Genomic DNA, 18,951 nt, shown 5'->3' with positions numbered 1-18,951 from the left:
TCTCAGCGGGGCTGCATTGCCGGGAGCGGGTCGGCAAAGGGAAAGCGGACCGGTGCACGGATATGGGCCGCCGCGTCCAGGCAGCAGGTTTCACGGTAACGCCAGGACACAAGCTGCACTCCCGCCGGTAACCCGTCCGTAACGAACGGCGCCATGCGGGATGCAACCATCCCCTGTTCGGGCATTGGGACTACGGGAACCGCAACACTGGGCAGCCCCAGAAGCGATGTTGCCAGCAAAGGGCTTTGTGCCCGGACAAGGGTCATCAGCCCGTCGGCAGAGACAATATCCGCATCCGGGCGGATGGGATCGTCCCAGGACACAGGCATGAGAAGCAGCGGCCAACGGGCCAAAAAGCGCCGCCACGCCCGCAGCAGGCCAAGCCTGCGCTCAAACCCCGCAAGAGCCGCCGCCGCCTCACGCGGGGGAAAGCGCTGCTGGATGAACCCCACAAGCGTCCTGACAGCGGGACTGCCCGCCTGCACCAGCATGTCGAACCCGCCCCGGTTCCTGTCGTCGTAGGTCAGGTTGCACCACAGATCTGCTGCTTCCTCAAATGCGGGGGGCGTTGCCTCCTCCACCACATACCCAGCGTCCTGGAGGGTGCGGGCGGCGGCCAGCAGGGCAGCCCGCACCCTTGGCGCGGGGGCAAAGCCCGTTCCGTCGCCCGTAAAGAGCGCCACCGGCGTATGGGCGGGTGGAACCGACGGGGCCAGACCGACGGGAATACCGAGCGGGTCATCAGGCGTTTCGCGCATGATAGCGCCCAGAATCAGCCGCGCATCCTCCACCTCGCGCGTGATCGGACCGTTAACGTTGGTCATCTGCCCGATCATGCCGCGTTCGGCGCTATCCGTGGCGTTGAAGAACGGTACAAGACCCGGTGTCGGCCGCACGCCCACCACGCCGCACGCCAGGGCGGGGTAACGGATCGAACCGCCATTGTCATTGCCGATACTGGCCGGGCCCAACCCGCACGCGACAGCCGCCGCAGATCCACTGCTGGACCCGCCAGCGGTATAGGCCGCGTTCCAGGGGTTGGAGACACGCCCGTGCAGGGCGCAGTCGCTGTCCCAGCGCATCGAGAATTCAGCCACATTGGCCCGCGCAAACGGAATGGCGCCAGCGCGCCGCAACAGGGCCACGACCGGTGCATCGTCACGCGCAATCCGGTCTTTCAGGGCGACAGCCCCATTGGAGGTCGCACAACCCTGCTGGTCGATATTGAGTTTGACGCTTAACGGCACCCCATGGAGCGGCGGCAGGTCGATACCTGAAAGAACGGCGTCATCCGCCCGGCGCGCCGCCAGCAGCGATGCCTCCTCCAACACTTCGGGCAGCGCGTTGATCTGTGGGTTGACCGCCCGCACCCGTTCCAGAACCGAGGTCATGACCTCCACGCAGGACACGTCACGGGCACGAATGGCAGCGGCAAGCCTGGTGGCACTCCAGCGCCATAAAGCATCGGTCATGGGGGAGAAGGCTCCTGTGTGGCAAGATTGGCCCCGCGCGCTCCGGGGCGGAACAGGGCATAGGCCATGGCGGCTACAGCAAGTATCAGGGCAATCGCACGCAGGCCTGGGCCGGTCGTGCCCGTCATGTCCTTGAGTTGACCGACAATAACCGGCCCCGTAACACCGCCAAGCAACCCGAAAGCATTGACACCGGCAAACGCCACGGCCCCCACGCGGGACCGGCCATGGTTGATCGTAGCCGTCCAGAACATGGTGTATGCTACATACAGCGCGGCCATACCGCAGGCCAGGCTGGCAATCTGCCCGGCAAGCCCCATGCCGGCCCGTGTCGAGCAGGCAAGGGCCAGGGCGGCCATGAGACCCCACATGGCGCAGCGCACACGTTCATGAGAATAGGTGAACAGCACCATCGCCCCCATGCTGAACGCGTAAGGCACGGCATAAAGCCAGCCAGTAGCCATAAGCCCAACACCGCCATGCGCCGTTATAATCAGCGGAAGCCACAGATTGAGCGCATACATGCCGGTTATGAGACTGAAATAAAACAACGCCGGCAGAACGAGCGAACGCACCGACACCTGTGCCGCCTGCGCGACGGTTGCGCCATGATGTGTCGCCAATGCATGCCGCTGTTCAGGGGTGAGCCACCGGGCCGTGTCGGGGCTTTCGGGCAGGGTTGCCATGACAACGGCCCCGAGCACGATAGCGGGCAGCCCTTCAAGCGCGAACATCCACCGCCAGCCTTCCTGCCCCATGACGCCGTCCATGCCAGACATGATCGCGCCAGAGAGCGGCCCCCCGATCACAGCGGCCAGAGGAGCGGAAATCTGCTGAAATGTCAGGGCCCGGGTAATGCGGTGCGGCGGGTACCAGCACGCAAGATAATGAAAGCAGCACGGCGCGAACCCCGCTTCGCACACGCCAAGCAGGAAGCGGCAGGCATAAAAACCGAATTTGCTGTCAACACAGCACATGAGGGCCGAAAACAGACCCCACGCCACCATAATACCCCCCAGAAACGGACGCAGGCCGATACGGAGAGCAAGAGCCGAGGCCGGAACCTGGAACAGCACGTACCCTATGAAGAACATGCCGCCGATCCAGCCGAAATCCGCCCCGCTGAGGTGATAGTGGTGCAGGATACGCAACGATGCGAAAGAGATATTTGCCCGATCGATGGAATTGAGCAGATAGGCTGCAAAAAGCGGTGGCAGAATACGCCTGTTGATGGCGCGAAAAAGCCTTGCATCATCGTGGTGCATGCATGCCTCCGGCAAGACCATGCTGTCCTGCTCCACCGCGGCCTGTCAGGCAGAGCGCCAGATAGCACAGGGCGACAATAAAAAAGCAGGCCAGCGGGCGCAGGGTGCTTTCAGGCAGGACACGAAACACCACAACCCCGACACCAACCGCTGCAACCGCCCTGAGATTGAACCCCGCGCTATACCAATACCGCCCGTTCCGCGTGTACAGAGCCGGCACATCCAGCTTCTGCCGCCGCACAACCAGGTAATCCGCGATCAGAACCCCGGTCACCGGCGCGAAAATCGTGCCGATCCAGGCGTGGAACTGCACCAGATTGGAAAGGGCATTGCCCAGCATGGAAAGCGTGAGCCCCAGAATGGCGACAAGAATGGTCGCGTACAACCGGCTGATACGCGGCAGCAGGTTACAGACCGACAGCCCCGACGTGTACACATTGAGCGCATTGATCGTCCAGTTATCGAAAACGACCAGCAGAATGACAAGGCAGTTTGTCTGAAACCCCGCACCGCCATCCATGACAACGCTCAGCACGTTGGCGTCCCGCCCGGCGGTCAGTGCCGGGCCTAGCGCACCAAAGGCGGAAGCCAGCAGACTACCGGCGACAATGGCACCTGTCATGGTCAGGTACAGTCCACGCCGGCTTTTCATGTGTCGTGTAAAATCGGCCGCATCCGGCGCCAGGGTCATCCAGACGCTGGCATACACATCCACCCAGGTGGCGATCAGCAGCCATGACGGCCAGACCACCGTCCCCGTCACGGGCTCGGCGGTCAGGGACAACGACCCCACGGGCAGCCGGGTAATCAGAAAAAATATGATCCCAACCTTGATAGGCGTTGCCACGCCCGACAGGGTCTTGAGAACCCTAAACCCGAAAATACCTACAAGAGCCTGCGCAAAACCGAACAGTAGCGCAAAAAAGGTAAGGGATATGGCATGACCGGTCGTAAGCCGCACAAATTCCTGTATGGACAGACACCCCACCAGGTTCTGGAATGCAAAATTATAGATCGAGGCCAGAACGCGCGTCAGGGAACAGAAATAACGCGCCCCCATGACCCCGAACGCGGAACGGGTCGCAACCTGCCCCGGAATACCGTAGTCACACCCGATGCGTGCGAGAATAATGCAGAATATGGCAGCGCTCAATGTGCCAGACACCTGCACGCCCACCGCCCACAGATACGGCAGCCCCGCGCAGACGGAAAGTCCGGCGCGCATGATGGCGCCGGGGTTGAGGCAGATATTGAAGAAAATGACAGCAACAGCCCCAAACGTGGAGCCCCTGTCCGCAAGAGGGATCGGCTGTATGCCGTAATGCTCGACCAGTTCTTCTGAGTGTGCAAGACCTGCTTGGTCTGGCTGCCCGGTTGCCTGCGAACTGTTCATACTACCGCCCGTCCCTGTGGACCACGCATGGTCATCCCCGCTCAGAAATTGGAACTGATGGTTCCAAAGAACATACGCGGCGCTCCCATCAGCAGGGTCTGGTAATCTCCCTCCATCGGGCTGCCTCCCTGGCCACCCATCATGGAAACATAAGTCGTGTTGAACAGGTTGTTGACATTGAATGATGCGGTCAAGCCCTTGAGATGCCACAGATCGCCGAAGTCGTATTTGGCGCCCAGCGTTGCCAGCCAGTATCCCGGCACCCATGTATCGTTCAGGTAGCTGAGCGGACGACGACCGATATAATTGGCATCCAGATGCACCGTGGCATGACGGAATTCATACATCGCACTAGCTTTGTACATAAGCTGCGGATAATCGATAACCTTTTTGCCCTTGATCGGATAAACTGTCCCGACCTCGTTCAGGTTACTGTCATACGTTGAATGATTATAGCTTATGGAATTGAAAATGCTCAATCCTTTGAGCGGCCGCACCGTCACCCCGGCATCCACCCCGTTCATGGTAACGCCACCTACGTTCATGACCGTCGTGACCGGATTGATTGACGACCCCGTAACACTGGCCTGCAAGCGGTTCGAAAAATCCACGTGATACCCGATGACCGATGCCGAAACAATCGGGTGATTGAAACGCCAGCCTACCGAATACACCCAGTCTTTTTCAGGCTTGATGGAACTGCGGGCATTGTCGAACGCCGTCTGGGATACCGCAAATGGAGATGCCGCCAGATGGTACCCGCTCTGAGGATAGCTGCGCATGTTCTTGGAAACATCGAAGAACAGACTGTTATAGGTCAGGAAATGCCATTCCGCGCTGAAATGGGGTAAAAAAGCGTCTTCCGCCGTAAGCCCCACACCACCCGCGATCTGGTCCGTACCGGTATAGGACGGCGTATTGGCCGTTGCGGACACGCGCGTGGTGCTCATCATGGATTTGAAACCGGCGTGCAGGATAAGAGAGTCCACCGGACGCCAGGAATCCTCGATAAACCCGACAAACGTATTTGTATTGTAGGTCTGCCCCCATAGTTCCGCGAAGGGGTTTTTCCAGCTCCGATAAGGGTCCGGCTGCACGCCCGGCGCCCATACGGGATCGTCGTAGCCATACATGTTGCTGATATATTTATTGTTCTCATACCATATGCCGGCCCGCATATGATGTTTGCTGATATCGTATTCGACATTGCTGGTCAGGCCAAAACGCTCGATCTGCGGCATTTTGACAATTTCCGACAAGGGCGCCCCAGTGCCGGGAGACGCAAGATAGGGGTCGGACCATTCAGTCGCGGACTGTTCACCATGACCGTAAATAACCGTGTTCCAGCGCAGGTTATCCGTCATCTGCAAATGCAGGTTCAAGCCACCCAGGTAATCGGTCTCGGTTGTGGTGCCGGTATACCACGAAACGTCCTTGGCATCGCTAACAAGATTTTCATGGTGAGAATATATGCCCTGCGCCGCCAGATAGGCCGAATGGTAATCGGGATAATAGTAATCTACCCGCGAGCCAAGCTTGTTGATCATCTCCAGCGATTCAGCCTGATAGGCATATTGCGCCAGGTTGGACCAGTCGAAGAAGATGGAAATATTGCTGCTTTCACCGATCGGCTGCAGAAGCTTGGCGTTAACCTGCTGCACGAACTGGTCGCCATATCCTTTCCATTTGTCGCCGTCATTGCGCATATAAGAGACAAAGAACCGCGTGCCCGATGGCGTCAGGTCGCCGCTGTCGGCACGGATAAAGGTATGGTACATATTATAGCTGCCGAACGTCTGGGAGATATATCCCCCAGCCTTGTGCGACGGATCGCGGGTGCGGATTTCAATCCCGCCGCCCAGGCTGTTGGTACTGGGCATGGACAAGGCACCCGCCGCCTGCGACACCTCGACCTGCGCAATATTCTCCGATGACGCGGCCTGGTAGACGTTCAGACCGTTGTAATTGCGGTATCCCGTCTCGCCCAGGGGCACGCCATCAAGCGTGAAACCGATCTGGGTCTGGTCGAACCCGTGCATCATCAACTGCGTGCCCGACGGATCCAGCCCCTGCGCGTCGTCCGTTGCGAACATGACACCGGGCACCTGTTCCAGCGCCTTCATGACGCTGGTGCCCGGTACCGCGTTGGCAAAGGTCTTCATCGTCACGATGGTCTGGGCGGCATGCGTTTCACGGCGGCCACGCACGCGCATTTCCTCTGCTGCGCCAGCATTGATACTTCTGGGTGCCGCCGCACGCTTTGCCGCCCTGGCTGGCGCTACAGCAGCCGGACGCCCCGCTTTGGACGCACCGGACGTATCGGTAGCAACCGGGGTCGCGCCAAAGGCGGCCGGCGCCACCCAGGATGCGGTCGAACACAGAATCAAGCCACAAAAAAGCCGTTCACATGTCCGCTGTGAACCCGAACCGGACAGTGGACGCCGAAACAGTGAAAAAATCATTCTGCCCTGCCCTTTCCAATAGCTAGGGGGCCGTCGCCATTCCATTTCTTTAACGAAACGTAATATTCTTTTCTCGCACGGAACATCTGTCAAAAGCGTGCTTTTTCTTGCCACAAAAAGTTATGTTACTATTCCGAAATAGCTCGACTGCAATCACGTTGACGCGGGCGCGTGTTGGTATCGCACTGGTGTCGGTGAGAGCCTTCCTTCTTTGCAACTCCCGCTCCCCAGTCCCTTCCAGCATGTCGCCATCACACGACAAATACCCTTGTCCGGTAGCCAGACGGCGCTGGCGCATCACCCCCACATTGTTCCGACTTCATTCCGAATAAATCAGGTTCCCACGGATGGAGCCCATGCGCACCATATTTTTAATTCGAGTTCGTAACTAATAAGTGTTGCTGGTGAAAATATGTAAAATTCACACACGAAAGATCACAGCCCACGTAATGCAAGAACACGAATAACTGGTTTTTGATCTCATCTGCCCCCTTCCACGCCACAGATCAAAAAGAGAAGATGAGGCAGGCGATGCGCCATATTTCCAGAAGCCGCAAACATCAGCCGGATCAAAGGCAGGAGAATCATGAGGAAGAGACACGTCACACCGGATAGATGGAACCTGCCCTATTGCGGCACTATCCGATATCCATGATCAGTCTGAACTGACCTGTGCAGCGTTTTCATTATGCCAACGTCGAATCCGTTCGACGGTTGGGCGACCTAGCCAGATGTGCTGGTCATCGGCCAAAACCTGCCCGCGAGCCAGGCGATCATGGGCGGCCGCGCACTATTTCAAGTGCTCCGGGGCATCATGGTTCGCTATGGCTCAGAGTCGCTTGATCGGGTCGCCAGTTGGCTTGCCACCGACCCGACGCGTTTGCCGGATATTCGATCCATCTTAGCTTGTGAGCATCGCTGATGATTTTGAGATATGGCACTCCAGCTGGGCCAGAAACATCTGTCCAGAAAATGGAGAATATCTTGGAAAATCAATGGTGTCCCATACGGGATTCGAACCCGTGTTGCCGCCGTGAGAGGGCGGCGTCCTAGGCCTCTAGACGAATGGGACAGGCATGGACGTGAGCGCTACCTACGAGAAAATCGCGCCCGACACAAGTGCTTTCACCCGGCATGGAAATTCATAGGGAAGCACTGCCGCACTCCGGGTCCGCCAGTCACAATAGCCGGGGAATACCGCGGCCAATGCCGCGAACACGGAACCTGGAGCTACCGGGCCCTGCGTTCGGGCCTGCTCCGGCAGGATATGCAGGAGCAGGAAAAGCGTTCTGCCCCGGCAGATCGTAACTCCTGTTGCCAGCGCCCCTTCCCTTGGACCCCAGCCCTGCGGGGCGCGCCATACGATATGGCAATGCCATATGGCAGGAGGGGAGGGACGGAGAATTATCTCCGCAGGACATCACAGCCGCGCGGGGGAGGGTGCCCGTTCTCCCCGCGCGCGGATCAAGCCGCAGTTATGGGCACCCTGACCCGCCCGGTCAGAATTCGGGGCGGGCGTGTTCGCTGCTGACCAGACGGATGATGGTATGGGCGCGCAGGGCGTCGGGGCCACCTTCCGTGCCGTAGCCGGAATCCTTCATGCCGCCGAACGGCACTTCAGGCGCACCAAGACCGTGGTGGTTGACGGCCACCATGCCCGCTTCCAGCGCCTCGCCCAGCAGACGTTCGGTCCGCTCGTCACGGGTGTACACATAGGCCGCCAGACCGTAGGGAAGCCGGTTGGCTTCGCGCACAGCGCTTTCCAGTTCGGAATATTCGTCCATGATGGCGATGGGGCCGAAGGGTTCCTCGTTCAGCAGGCGCATGTCCAGCGTGGGCTTACGCACCAGCGTGGGCGGGAAGAAAAAGCCCTTGTTGGGCATGGCAATCTCGGGCTGCCAGATATCGGCCCCTTTCTGCCGTGCGTCATCCACCAGTTCGGTCAGTGCCTTGAGGCGGCGCTCATTCACCACCGGGCCCATGGTCACGCCGTCCTGCAGGCCGTTGCCGACCTTGATCGCGCTCATCTGGGCCTTGAATTTGTCGACGAATGCGGGCGCCACGTCGCGGTGCACCAGGAACCGTGTGGGGGCAATACAGACCTGGCCCGCATTACGGAACTTGGCCGCAACCAGACGTTCGGCCGCCAGGTCCAGATCGGCGTCGGGGCAGACAATAACCGGGCCATGACCGCCCAGTTCCATCGTGACCGGCTTCATCTGCGCGCCCGCCAGCGCCGCCAGATGCTTGCCCACCGGGGTAGAGCCGGTAAAGGAAATCTTGCGCACCACGGGATGGGCGATCAGGTATTCGGAAATTTCAGCCGGTTCACCATAAACGAGTGACACGGCACCGGCGGGAATACCCGCATCGCAGAAACAGCGGATCAGTTCGGCGGGGGATGCCGGGGTATCTTCCGGGGCTTTGACAATAACCGCGCAACCTGCCCCAAGGGCCGCACCCAGTTTGCGGGCAATCTGGTTGACGGGGAAGTTCCAGGGCGTAAAGGCGGCCACGACACCAACCGGACGGCGCAGCACGCGCTGTTCGACATTGGGCACGCGGGCGGGAATAAGCTCGTCATTCAGGCGACGGCCTTCTTCACCAAAATATTCGATGATCCCGGCAGCACCGTTGATTTCCATCACGGACTGGGCCAGCGGCTTGCCCTGTTCGCGGCTCATGATCCGGCCGATCTGTTCGGCGCGTTCGCGCAGCAGGTTGGCGGCCTTGCGCATGATCACAAAACGGTCCCATGCGGTCAGCGCCCGCCAGGCCGCAAAGCCGGTAGCGGCACCGGCGACGACATCGTCCAGGTCGGTCTTGCCCGCATGGGCGACATGGCCGATGGGTTCCGCCGTTGCGGGGTCCAGCACGGCAAGGGTCCGGCCGTCAGCCGCATTCCGCCACTGGCCACCGATCAGAAGTTGCGTGTTCACTGCATGGTCCGACATCTGTTTCTCTCATCTAGCATCCCGGCAGACGCATGGCTCAGGGACCGCACCCATCAGCCTGTCCGGGCTATAAATGGGCTGCCCGAACCCGCGCTCAAGGCCCCGATTATCCCGCGCGCCGTGGTTTCATGGCCGGCAGACTTGCACAGAAGCGACGAAAGCGTAAAGGCGAGGACGCAAAAGCAACGCTGAACATGGCCACAAACCGGGCCGCGCGGCACGCCATGGGCTGTCTTTTGGGCAACATGAACCCGGTCGGGATCATGAGTCTGATAACGCGGCCAGCGGAAATCTGTCGCGGCAGCATGAGCGGGCATTCCCCATAGCGAAAACGCCGTCAGACCTGTCTGGCTGATTTTTACGACACGCCCTTAGTCCACCCCATCGTCCTTGAGCGTAAGCGGCAGCCCTGCTGCCACAAACATAACCCGGGAGACCTCCTGCGCAATCCGCTGGTGCAGTCGGCCCGCCTCGTCACGGAAACGGCGGGCCAGACTGTTTTCTGGCACGATGCCCAGCCCCACCTCGTTGGCAACCAGAACGGTCGGGGCCTGTCGCGCGGCCAGACCGGCCATGAACGCCGTCGTTGCGCCCTGCACGTCACGCTCTTCCAGCAGCAGGTTGGACAGCCACAATGTCAGGCAGTCCAGCAGCACGGGGGTCTGGGCATGCCGGTTGAGCACGGTCTGCACATCCAGCGGTTCTTCCACCGTCAGCCAGCCGGTCGACCCGCGTTCGGCCCTGTGGCGCAGAATGCGTTCGTGCATTTCCTCGTCCCAGGCGCGGCCGGTGGCCAGATACACCCAGGGCGCGGGCAGGGCTGTCAGCATGGCCTCGGACAGGCGACTTTTGCCCGAACGCGCGCCTCCCAGCACAAGGACCGTACCCCGCAGGCCCGTATCGGTCGGGGAAAGAGGCGTCATGCCCATGATTTTCGTGCGCTTTCATTTCCGTTGCATGGCGGTCGATAAAAGCACAAAACTAGCCCCCATGCCGCCCTTTATAAAAGCCACAGCCCCGCCCGTGCCCGAAACTGCCCCACGGCCTTTGCCCGCGCCCCCAACGTCCATGCAGGCATTGCGCGCCCTTTGCTCAGCCCTGCCCCAGGCGGACAGAAACGCACAGAACGCCATTGCCGCGCGGGAGGCCACATTGTGCAAACCCGCAGGCAGTCTGGGCCGGCTGGAAGGTCTGACACGCTGGCTGGGCGGGTGGCAAAGGCGGCCCACCCCCCGGCTGGACCACGTGCATGTACTCATTTTTGCCGGCAATCACGGGGTTGCGGCACGGGGCGTGTCGCCCTGGCCGCCCGAAGTCACGGCGCAGATGCTCGCCACCTTCAGCCATGGCGGGGCCGCCATCAACCAGATCGCCCGCAGCGTGGGGGCCACGCTGGATGCGGTCCCCGTCAACGCACTGGACCCCACGGCGGATTTCACCACCCGGCCCGCCATGACCGAGGCGGCGTTTCTGGCCGCCGTGGCCACGGGTTTCGACACTGTGCCGACCCAATGCGACCTGCTCTGCCTGGGCGAAATGGGGATTGGCAACACCACGGCGGCCTCCGCCCTGGCCGCCGCATTAAGCCCGCCGGAAACCGGAACCGGCACGCCGGGTCAGTGCTGGGCGGGACGGGGCACCGGGCTGGATAATGCCGGACTGGCGCACAAGGCCCGGATGATAGACGCCGCCCTGGCACTGCATGGCCCCGCACTGGAACTGGAACCCGGGCTGGAACCAGAATCGGCCCGGCACCGGCCCGACCCGCTGGAGGCCGCGCGGCGACTGGGCGGGTATGAACTGGCTGCCCTGCTGGGTGCGACACTGGCCGCGCGGCACCGGAACATTCCCGTTCTTCTGGACGGGTTTGTCTGTATGGCCGCCGCCGCCCCGCTGGCCCTTATGGCGGGCACCAGCCCCGGACACCCCGATGGCGGACTGGCCCATACCTGCCTGTCGCATTGCGCGACCCAAACCGGACAGACCCGCAGGCTGGCGGATTTCCTGGGGCTTGACCCCCTGCTGGGCCTTGGCCTGCGCCTGGGGGAAGGCTCGGGGGCGGCTCTTGCCGTCTCGGTACTGCGGGCAGCCCTTGCCTGCCACACCGGCATGGCCACATTCGAACAGGCCGCGGTAACCCACAGGACATGACCCGCCGCTCCGCCCGTCACACCATGGCGCTGCTGCGTCTGCACCTTGCCTGCGGGCTGGGACTGCTGACACGCCTGCCGGTGGAACGCCTTCTGCCCCCCCGTTACAGGGCGAGCGCGGGCAGGCAGACGCCGCTACCATGGCCGCTGGGGCGCTCCATCTGGTGCTGGCCGCTGATCGGGGGGGCGCTGGGTACTGTAACCGGCGGCGTTCTGGAGCTTTTGCGACTGGTGCATGTGCCGCCTCTGGTCGCGGCCTGCATGGCGCTGGCCGCGCAAACCCTGCTGACAGGCGCCCTGCATGAAGACGGTCTGGCGGATCTGGCCGATGCCGCAGGAGGGAGCACACGCGAACGCAGGCTGGACATCATGCGGGACAGCCATCTGGGCAGCTTTGGCACCATTGCGCTGGTTCTGGCCTTTGGCATACGCGCCGCAGCCCTGGCGGCCCTGGCCGCCCACACTGGCTGGGCAGGTGTGATCGCCTGTGCCGTGGCAGGGTTGCTGAGCCGTGCCGGCATGCTGGTCCTGCCAGCCCACCTGCCCCCCGCCCGGACGAACGGCCTGGCCCACGCCCTTGCCCCCCTGCCGAGCGCGCCCCTTGCCGGAGCCCTGGGCGGCACATGCGTGCTGACATTCGGGCTCATGACCCTGTGGGAACACCACGGGGGCGAGAGCGGCGGTCCGCACCCTGTAACCCTGGGCCTTGCCCTCCTGCCCCCTGCCGCCGCCTGCTTGGGGGTAGTGGTTGCGGCGGGCACCGCACGCCGCCTGCTGGGCGGCTATACGGGCGATGTACTGGGTGCCTGCGTCGTAATTGTGGAATGCCTGGTTCTGGCAACCTTTGCCGCACTGGCCGCGTAAGCCCGATGTGACCCAATCCCTTGCCGATGGACGCACTTGCCAGCATGATACGGCCATGACCGCCCCTGCCCATTGTCCCGCCCCGTTCCCCCCCCAGTTACAGGAAGAGCTGGACCAGCTTTTTGTCTGGCGGCGGGACGTGCGCCATTTCCATACCGAACCGCTGCCCGAACCGGTGCTGGACCACCTTTTGCGCACGGCCTGCATGGCGCCCTCCGTGGGGTTGAGCGAACCATGGCGCTTTGTGCGGGTGGACAATCCGCACCGCCGCGCGGCGATCCGGCGTAACTTCCTGCACTGCAACGCCCTTGCGCTGGAAGGCCGCAGCGGCGAGGACGCCCAGCGTTACGCAACGCTCAAGCTTGCAGGGCTGGATGATGCGCCGCACCATATTGCCGTATTCTGCGACACCAATCCCGAACAGGGCCGGGGTCTGGGCCGTTCCACCATGCCGCAGACCACAACATGGTCCGCCGTCATGGCCATTCATACCCTTTGGCTGGCGGCAACCGCGCGGGGGATCGGTGTCGGCTGGGTCTCCATTCTTGACCCGCACGAGGCGATCAGCACGCTCAGCATCAATCCGCACTGGCAGTTTCTGGCCTATCTGTGCGTGGGCTACCCGGCGGAACCGTCGGACACGCCGGAGCTTGAGCGCCGGGGCTGGGAACGGCGCAACCCGGCCAGACGCCGCTGGCTGCACCGCTGACATCGCGCCCGCTAGCTACGGCACGGGGCTGAACCAGCGCTGACACCACCACCCTGCCGCGCCCTCGATCCCGCCTGAACTTCCCAAACCGTTCGGGCTGCGGAATTTAGGGCCGCAGGAGAACACGACCGCACCGGGCCTGTCGCGGCCGCAACCATCGCAAACATCAGGGCGACTCGTGCGCGTATTCGGGGAGTGCCGCCTGATGGTGCGGCACCATGATGACACGCGCAAACCCCTGCGGCATGGAGGGGGCGAGCAGGTGCGGCTCCCGCCCGTGGGCAAGGGCCGCCAGAATGCGCAACGGCCCGCCATGCGACAGCACAAAGGCGTTATGCCCGGCCTTGTGGATGTCCTGCCAGAAGGCCAGCGCGCGCTGGTGCAGCGCCTGCCCGCTTTCGCCCCCGGGCGGCGCAAAACCCGCGGGATCGGCCGCCCAGGCATCCAGCGCGGCGCGGTCTATATCCTGCCATTTCCGCCCCTCCCACATACCGAAATCCAGTTCCGCAAGACGCGGATCGACCCTGACTTCCATACCCGTGGCATGGGCGACAAACCGCGCCATATCGCGGCAGCGCTGCGCTGGTGACGTGTACAGGACACGGCACAGAACGCCCTTTGCCAGCACCGACAGACCGGAGGCAATGGCCTCCCACCCCGGTCGCAGGGCGACATCGGTCCGGCCGTAGCAGACCCCTTCAGGCACCAGAACAGCCGCGTGCCTGACCAGCATTACCGGAAATTGCCGCATGCCCCACCTTTATCGTTGCGTCGGAACCAGCCAACCAGCCCCGCACGGCCAGCGCAACCCATTGCGTGACATAACCGCTCACCCTTGCGCGACCGTGGCCGCCGCCCTGCAGCCCCGGCCCCCTTGGGCATGCACGAAACAGACAGGCAATGCCGTTCAGCCACAGGGCCAGCCTGCGCGCAACACCGGCTTACAGGGCCCACGCAGGCCGGAACCCGTCAGGAACCGGTGCGGTTTCCATTCCGTGAGGTCGGGCATGATTGACCCCAATGCCCAGCATGCTAGTATCTTTGTATAAATTTGCCATATCAAATATATTCGTACTAACAAAAGAGACAGTCATGACTGATCTGCGCGTATCCCCCGCGTTGGATGAAACCCGCTTTCCCGGTATGGCGCTGACATTGCGCGTCGCGCGGCTGGCAACGTTATGGCGCACACGCCTGGACCGGGCGCTGCGCCCGCATGACATGACACTCGCCCTCATGCGCCCACTTGCCTACCTGACCATGCTGCCCGAAGGCGCTACCCAGAGCGAACTGGCCGCCGCCATGAACGTGGACTGTTCGGCCCTGGTGCGCGTTCTCGACCTTTTGCAGAAACAGGGCTTTGTGTCCCGCCAGCCCGACCGGCAGGACCGCCGGGCCAAAAGACTGATGCTGACCCCGGCCGGGCACGCCCGCTGCGCGCTGTTCCACCGCATCGCCGCCGAGCTGGAGCGTGAAAGCTGCGAAAGCCTGAACGCCGGGACCATCGGGCACCTGATAGAGGGGCTGACCACGCTGCTGGTGTCCCATAACGCTCAATCCCAGTACGACCAGTCCCAGAGCGACCAAAGTCAGAACGACCAGATCCAGCACGATCAGGTTCAGAACGGCACACCCCCCGCCGGACCGGGCCCCGGCGGAAAAACCACCACGGCCCATGCCCCGCAGCCGCACACCCCCCAGGCCCGCAATGTCCACCCAAACTGAGCCCTACCCCCCACACCCCCACCGGCTGGCCGCGCTCCATGCCGGGCTGACCCGTGTGCTGGCGGCAACCCCCTTCGCGGACGACGCAAGCTGGGCGGCCTTTCTGCGCACGGCGGCCTATACCGGGCGTACGTTCCTGGCCATTGGCATTGCCGTGTTCTGCGCCTTCATGTTTCAGCTTCAGTCCCCGCTGAGCGCTGCCACCACGGTGCTGATCGTGGCAAACCCCACGGTGGGGGCCATGGTGTCCAAAAGCCTGTGGCGCGTGGTGGGCACCATTATCGGGGCCACCATCGCCGTGGGGGTCATGGCGGCCTTCGTGCAGGCGCCGGTCCTTTATTTTGCCGCCCTGTCGGTTTTTGTCGGCATTGCCTGCTCTGTCGCCACGTTCCTGCGGTTCTTCCGGTCCTACGCAGCGGTGCTGGTGGGCTATACCATTGTCATTATCGCAGCCCCTGCCTTTGCCGAACCCGAAAACATCTTTCTCTCGGCCATGAGCCGCCTGTCCGCCGTGGTGGTGGGGGTTGTGGTGACGGCGTTCGTATTCATGACCACATCGCCCCGCAAACCAAGCGGGGTGCTGAACAAACTGGGTGACGCCTTCCGCGACACGATCCGCCATGCCTGGATTTTCCATATCGCGGAAAGCGAGCGCACAACGACACGCCACCCTTCCCTTGCCCCCACGGGAGAAGAGGCCGTTCTGCAACTGCTGGAAGAACGCGAAGAAGCCGAACCGGTCCCGAGCTTTCGCAGCCTGCCCCAGCCGGTTTACGACAGCCGCGCGAAATTGCTGGCCTATATGGCGGGTCTTGCTCCAGCCATCGAATACGCCGCCGCCGACGACCCGGACATGCTGGCCCGGATCGGCAACCTGCGCCTGGGGCTCAGCCGCCTGACAGGGCTGATTGTCAGCTACCATCCCTACTGGCTGACCCTGGCCGAAGCAGGGGACGAAACCCATGATGTGCATGCCCTTATGGCCGACACGCTGGCCCGCATCCTGGAGTTGACCCAGCCCCCCACCTGGCTTGAAAACCCGGCCCCGCTTTCGGCCTGCCTGCATGACGCGCTCAAGGCGCTGGAACAACTGACCCGGCGTGACCCGGCAATCCCGCTGGCCCCGGCCACGCTGGCGGCTTTGGACAATACGCGTGATGCACTGGTGCAGATGGACCTGGCCCTGTACAACCTGACCAGCCTGCGCCGCGAAAAGGCGCGCGCCGCCATCGTGCCCTACCTGGAATGGCCCATGGCCCTGCGCAATGGTGCGCGCGGGGCGGCCATTGCCATGCTGGCGGGTATGCTGTGGTACGTTTTCCACTGGAGCACCGGCCCGCTGCTGATCCTGTATGTTGTGGCGGCGTCCAGCCTGCTGGCCACCCTGCCTTCCGCCGCCAAGGCCAGCCCCATGATGGCGGCGGGCACCGCCCTTGCCGTTCCCATGGGCTTTTTGTGCCACACGCTCGCCCTGCCGCGCATAGACGGCTACCCGCTGCTGTGGCTGAGCCTGTGCGTGTTCCTTCTGCCCGGCGTGTGGTTGCAGTTCCACCCCCGGCTGGGCCTGCCCGCCTTCGGGTATGTCGTGTTTTTTCTGATGATGCTCTCCGTCACCAACCCCATCGTCTATAACGACCTGGAACTGACCAACAACTGGATGACCATGCTGGCCGCCTGCGCGCTGCTGGCCCTTGTGTTCCGCGTGATCCTGCCTGCCGACCACCGGCTTGACGCAGCGCGCCTTGTCACCTCGGTCACACGCGGGGTGCAGAAACTGGCACGCGCACCCCATAACCGCGCCATGCAGTGGGTGGCGTGGGAGGGCCTGCAACTCCAGAAAATTTCGCGGCTGATGATGCGCCTGTCCTTTATCCCCACAGGGCTGGACCGGCAGGGTTATACGGACGCCGCCTTTGCCGCCCTGTCCCTTGGCAGGCTTATTGTTCGGCTGCGCTGGAACGCCACCCATGCCAGCCTGGACCCACTGGCCCGCAGGACACTGGATGCGGCTCTGGCGTCTTTTTCCACCCTGCGCCAGGACCCCGCCGCCACCGCCGATACGCTGCGCAAGGCGTCCTTCGCCATTCGTTCCATCCCGCAGGAGGAGGAAGGGCTGGCCCTTACGCGTGAACGCACGGTGTCATGCCTGGAACAGGCGGCCAACATCATTATGGCTGTGCCCGGATTTTTCCACCACAACGGTCCCATCCAGCACCCCGGCCACGCACGGCGCGCGGCCGAGGCCGTGTCGGTCATGCCCGAACAGCCAAGCCTGCGGCTTGGATAGGCCAGAAAAAACACCGACCGAGCGCCTGCCAGAGCATCTGCGCCATAGCCGGAAGGCGAATGGCGTGCTATGGAGGAACAAGAAAGTTCCATAACTATAAAAGAATTTTCAGTGAAATTTATTTTACCGGCTTAAATCCGATTTTAGCGAACCGAAACGCCATTCATGTCTTATATAACTGTCATACAAACAATTATTAAGAAGACGTACCATGGCACATATCGGCTCCACCGAGTTCGTTCCGTCCCGGCCCAAGGCTAATCCGGCCCCGCTGGGACTTGTCGCGTTCGGGCTCACCACCATTCTGCTTAACCTCCATAACGCAGGCTTTCTGCCCATGGGCTCGGCCATTCTGGCCATGGGTCTGGTGTTTGGCGGGCTGGCCCAGATTCTGGCGGGCATGCTGGAATTCGGCACCGGGAACACGTTCGGGCTGACAGCCTTCATTTCCTACGGCGCGTTCTGGATTTCCCTTGTGGTGCTGATCGCCATGCCGTCCACGGGCATCGTTGCCGCCAGTACGCCTGCCATGGTGGGCAGCTACCTGCTGCTGTGGGGGCTTTTTACGCTGATCATGTTTTTCGGCACCCTGCGGGCAACACGCGCGCACCAGGTTATTTTTGCCTCGCTGACGGTTCTGTTCGCCCTGCTGGGTCTGGCCGACCTGATGGCCATTCCGTCCCTGGCCGTCATTGGCGGGTATGAAGGGCTGTTCTGCGGCCTGTCGGCTGTCTACCTTGCCGCCGCCGAAATTCTGGAAGCGCAGTTCGGCCATGAAGTCCTGCCCGTGGGGCGGGCAAGCCCCGCACCCATGACCTTTGCCGTTCCTGTCGCGGCCTGACCCTGCAACACCCGCCCGGTACGCATGCCGGGCGGGTGCATTGCTTTGGAGTAACCTGAACACGGGGGCCGAAGGGCCCATTGAGCGCAACACGGTCAAGCTATCTGGCAGGGAGGGAGCCCCAACGGCTCCCTCCCTTTTTTGGTGACAGATCAGGCAGACGCGATCTCGCGCAGGTCCGTCCGGGTAATGGCGTCCAGGCTGGCGGGCTGCCAGGCCGGAGCATTGTCACGGTCCACCAGACGCGCCCGCACACCCTCGACAATATCCGCCCGCCCCAGCACACACCGCACCAGACGGCGTTCGATCTCGAACGCCTCTTCCAGCGAGCGGGCCTGTCGGGCCCGGTGCCAGCCATGCCATGTCGCATGGAGCGAAAACGGGCAGGCCCGCGACAGATCGTCCAGATCCTGGCGGGCGGCCTCCAGCGGGCTGGCGCGCAGGCGCTCCATGGCACCTGCCAGGTCAGGCGCAGCGTAGCAGCTCTCCAGTGCGTATCCCGGCCCGGCCTCTGCCGTCAGAGTCGCAGGGCCTGTCGGCAGGGCGGCAAACACCTGCTCAGCCGTCTCCACCGCCAGACTGTCCCGCACCGCGTCCAGACTATCCGCGGGCACCAGACGGTCGGCCAGACCCAGCCGCACCGCATCCTGCCCGGTCATGCGCTGGCCTGTCAGGGCCAGGCGCAGCCCTTCATGCCCCGGCGCGCGGGACAGCAGCCACGACCCGCCGGCATCCGTCACCAGCCCGATGGATGTTTCGGGCATGGCCAGCACGGAGCGCTCGGTCACGATACGGTAGCCGACATGACAGCCGATACCCACCCCCCCAC

The 18,951-nt window shown here is 62.7% G+C and carries 13 protein-coding genes, 1 tRNA gene and 1 pseudogene; 6 read left to right on the top strand and 9 right to left on the bottom strand.

The window, feature by feature from the left end; all coding sequences use genetic code 11:
* Nucleotides 1-2: 2 nt before the first annotated feature.
* The 7 genes from ABF990_RS08305 to cobU form a co-directional block, all read right to left on the bottom strand.
* Nucleotides 3-1,472, bottom strand: a complete 1,470-nt coding sequence (locus tag ABF990_RS08305; protein ID WP_415500513.1) for an amidase — start codon at nucleotides 1,470-1,472, stop codon at nucleotides 3-5.
* Nucleotides 1,469-2,737, bottom strand: a complete 1,269-nt coding sequence (locus ABF990_RS08300) for an MFS transporter (RefSeq protein WP_415500512.1) — start codon at nucleotides 2,735-2,737, stop codon at nucleotides 1,469-1,471. Before ABF990_RS08300 ends, ABF990_RS08305 begins: the two co-directional genes overlap by 4 nt.
* Entirely contained in the window at nucleotides 2,724-4,130 is a 1,407-nt protein-coding gene (locus tag ABF990_RS08295) for a purine-cytosine permease family protein (protein WP_415500511.1), read from the bottom strand. The genes ABF990_RS08300 and ABF990_RS08295 overlap by 14 nt, the downstream gene beginning before the upstream one ends.
* Nucleotides 4,131-4,171: 41 nt before the next feature.
* Entirely contained in the window at nucleotides 4,172-6,517 is a 2,346-nt protein-coding gene (locus ABF990_RS08290; RefSeq protein ID WP_415500510.1) for a TonB-dependent receptor, read from the bottom strand.
* A gap of 1,071 nt (nucleotides 6,518-7,588) precedes the next feature.
* Nucleotides 7,589-7,664: transfer RNA gene (locus tag ABF990_RS08285), tRNA-Glu, on the bottom strand.
* Nucleotides 7,665-8,091: 427 nt separating this feature from the next.
* Nucleotides 8,092-9,531 carry an NAD-dependent succinate-semialdehyde dehydrogenase gene (locus ABF990_RS08280; RefSeq protein WP_415500509.1) on the bottom strand — a complete coding sequence of 480 codons (1,440 nt, stop codon included), beginning with the start codon at nucleotides 9,529-9,531 and terminating at the stop codon, nucleotides 8,092-8,094.
* A 386-nt stretch (nucleotides 9,532-9,917) separates the two neighbouring features.
* Complete coding sequence (gene cobU / locus ABF990_RS08275; protein WP_415500508.1) at nucleotides 9,918-10,475, bottom strand: bifunctional adenosylcobinamide kinase/adenosylcobinamide-phosphate guanylyltransferase; 558 nt, start codon at nucleotides 10,473-10,475, stop codon at nucleotides 9,918-9,920.
* 139 nt (nucleotides 10,476-10,614) lie between these two features.
* Here cobU and ABF990_RS08270 point away from each other — a divergent pair, with 139 nt between their 5' ends.
* Genes ABF990_RS08270 through bluB form a run of 3 tightly spaced genes read left to right on the top strand, consistent with a single transcriptional unit; the run spans nucleotide 10,615 to nucleotide 13,269 of the window.
* Nucleotides 10,615-11,697 carry a nicotinate-nucleotide--dimethylbenzimidazole phosphoribosyltransferase gene (locus ABF990_RS08270; RefSeq protein ID WP_415500529.1) on the top strand — a complete coding sequence of 361 codons (1,083 nt, stop codon included), beginning with the start codon at nucleotides 10,615-10,617 and terminating at the stop codon, nucleotides 11,695-11,697.
* Nucleotides 11,694-12,560 carry an adenosylcobinamide-GDP ribazoletransferase gene (locus tag ABF990_RS08265; protein WP_415506542.1) on the top strand — a complete coding sequence of 289 codons (867 nt, stop codon included), beginning with the start codon at nucleotides 11,694-11,696 and terminating at the stop codon, nucleotides 12,558-12,560. Before ABF990_RS08270 ends, ABF990_RS08265 begins: the two co-directional genes overlap by 4 nt.
* Before the next feature lie 55 nt (nucleotides 12,561-12,615).
* Nucleotides 12,616-13,269 carry a 5,6-dimethylbenzimidazole synthase gene (gene bluB, locus ABF990_RS08260; protein WP_415506541.1) on the top strand — a complete coding sequence of 218 codons (654 nt, stop codon included), beginning with the start codon at nucleotides 12,616-12,618 and terminating at the stop codon, nucleotides 13,267-13,269.
* A 166-nt stretch (nucleotides 13,270-13,435) separates the two neighbouring features.
* On the opposite strand, the gene ABF990_RS08255 is transcribed toward bluB, so the two are convergent.
* A complete protein-coding gene (locus ABF990_RS08255) occupies nucleotides 13,436-14,020 on the bottom strand; it encodes a histidine phosphatase family protein (protein ID WP_415492470.1) in 585 nt (194 codons plus the stop codon).
* Nucleotides 14,021-14,361: 341 nt separating this feature from the next.
* On the opposite strand from ABF990_RS08255, the pseudogene ABF990_RS08250 reads away from it, so the two are divergent.
* The 3 genes and pseudogenes from ABF990_RS08250 to ABF990_RS08240 all read left to right on the top strand — a co-directional run.
* Nucleotides 14,362-14,740: pseudogene (locus ABF990_RS08250) on the top strand (MarR family winged helix-turn-helix transcriptional regulator); the annotation flags it as partial.
* Nucleotides 14,741-14,977: 237 nt separating this feature from the next.
* Nucleotides 14,978-17,281, top strand: coding sequence for an FUSC family protein (locus ABF990_RS08245; protein ID WP_415492471.1), 2,304 nt, complete (start codon nucleotides 14,978-14,980; stop codon nucleotides 17,279-17,281).
* 211 nt (nucleotides 17,282-17,492) lie between these two features.
* Entirely contained in the window at nucleotides 17,493-18,122 is a 630-nt protein-coding gene (locus tag ABF990_RS08240) for an acetate uptake transporter (protein ID WP_415492472.1), read from the top strand.
* Nucleotides 18,123-18,274: 152 nt separating this feature from the next.
* Here ABF990_RS08240 and ABF990_RS08235 read toward each other — a convergent pair.
* Nucleotides 18,275-18,951, bottom strand: a 677-nt coding sequence (locus ABF990_RS08235; RefSeq protein WP_415492473.1) for an enoyl-CoA hydratase/isomerase family protein, incomplete at its 5' end; no start/stop codon positions are given.

It is taken from the genome of Acetobacter sp., from assembly GCF_047723915.1.
Lineage (GTDB): Bacteria > Pseudomonadota > Alphaproteobacteria > Acetobacterales > Acetobacteraceae > Acetobacter.
This window is presented reverse-complemented; position numbering and strand designations above follow the sequence as displayed.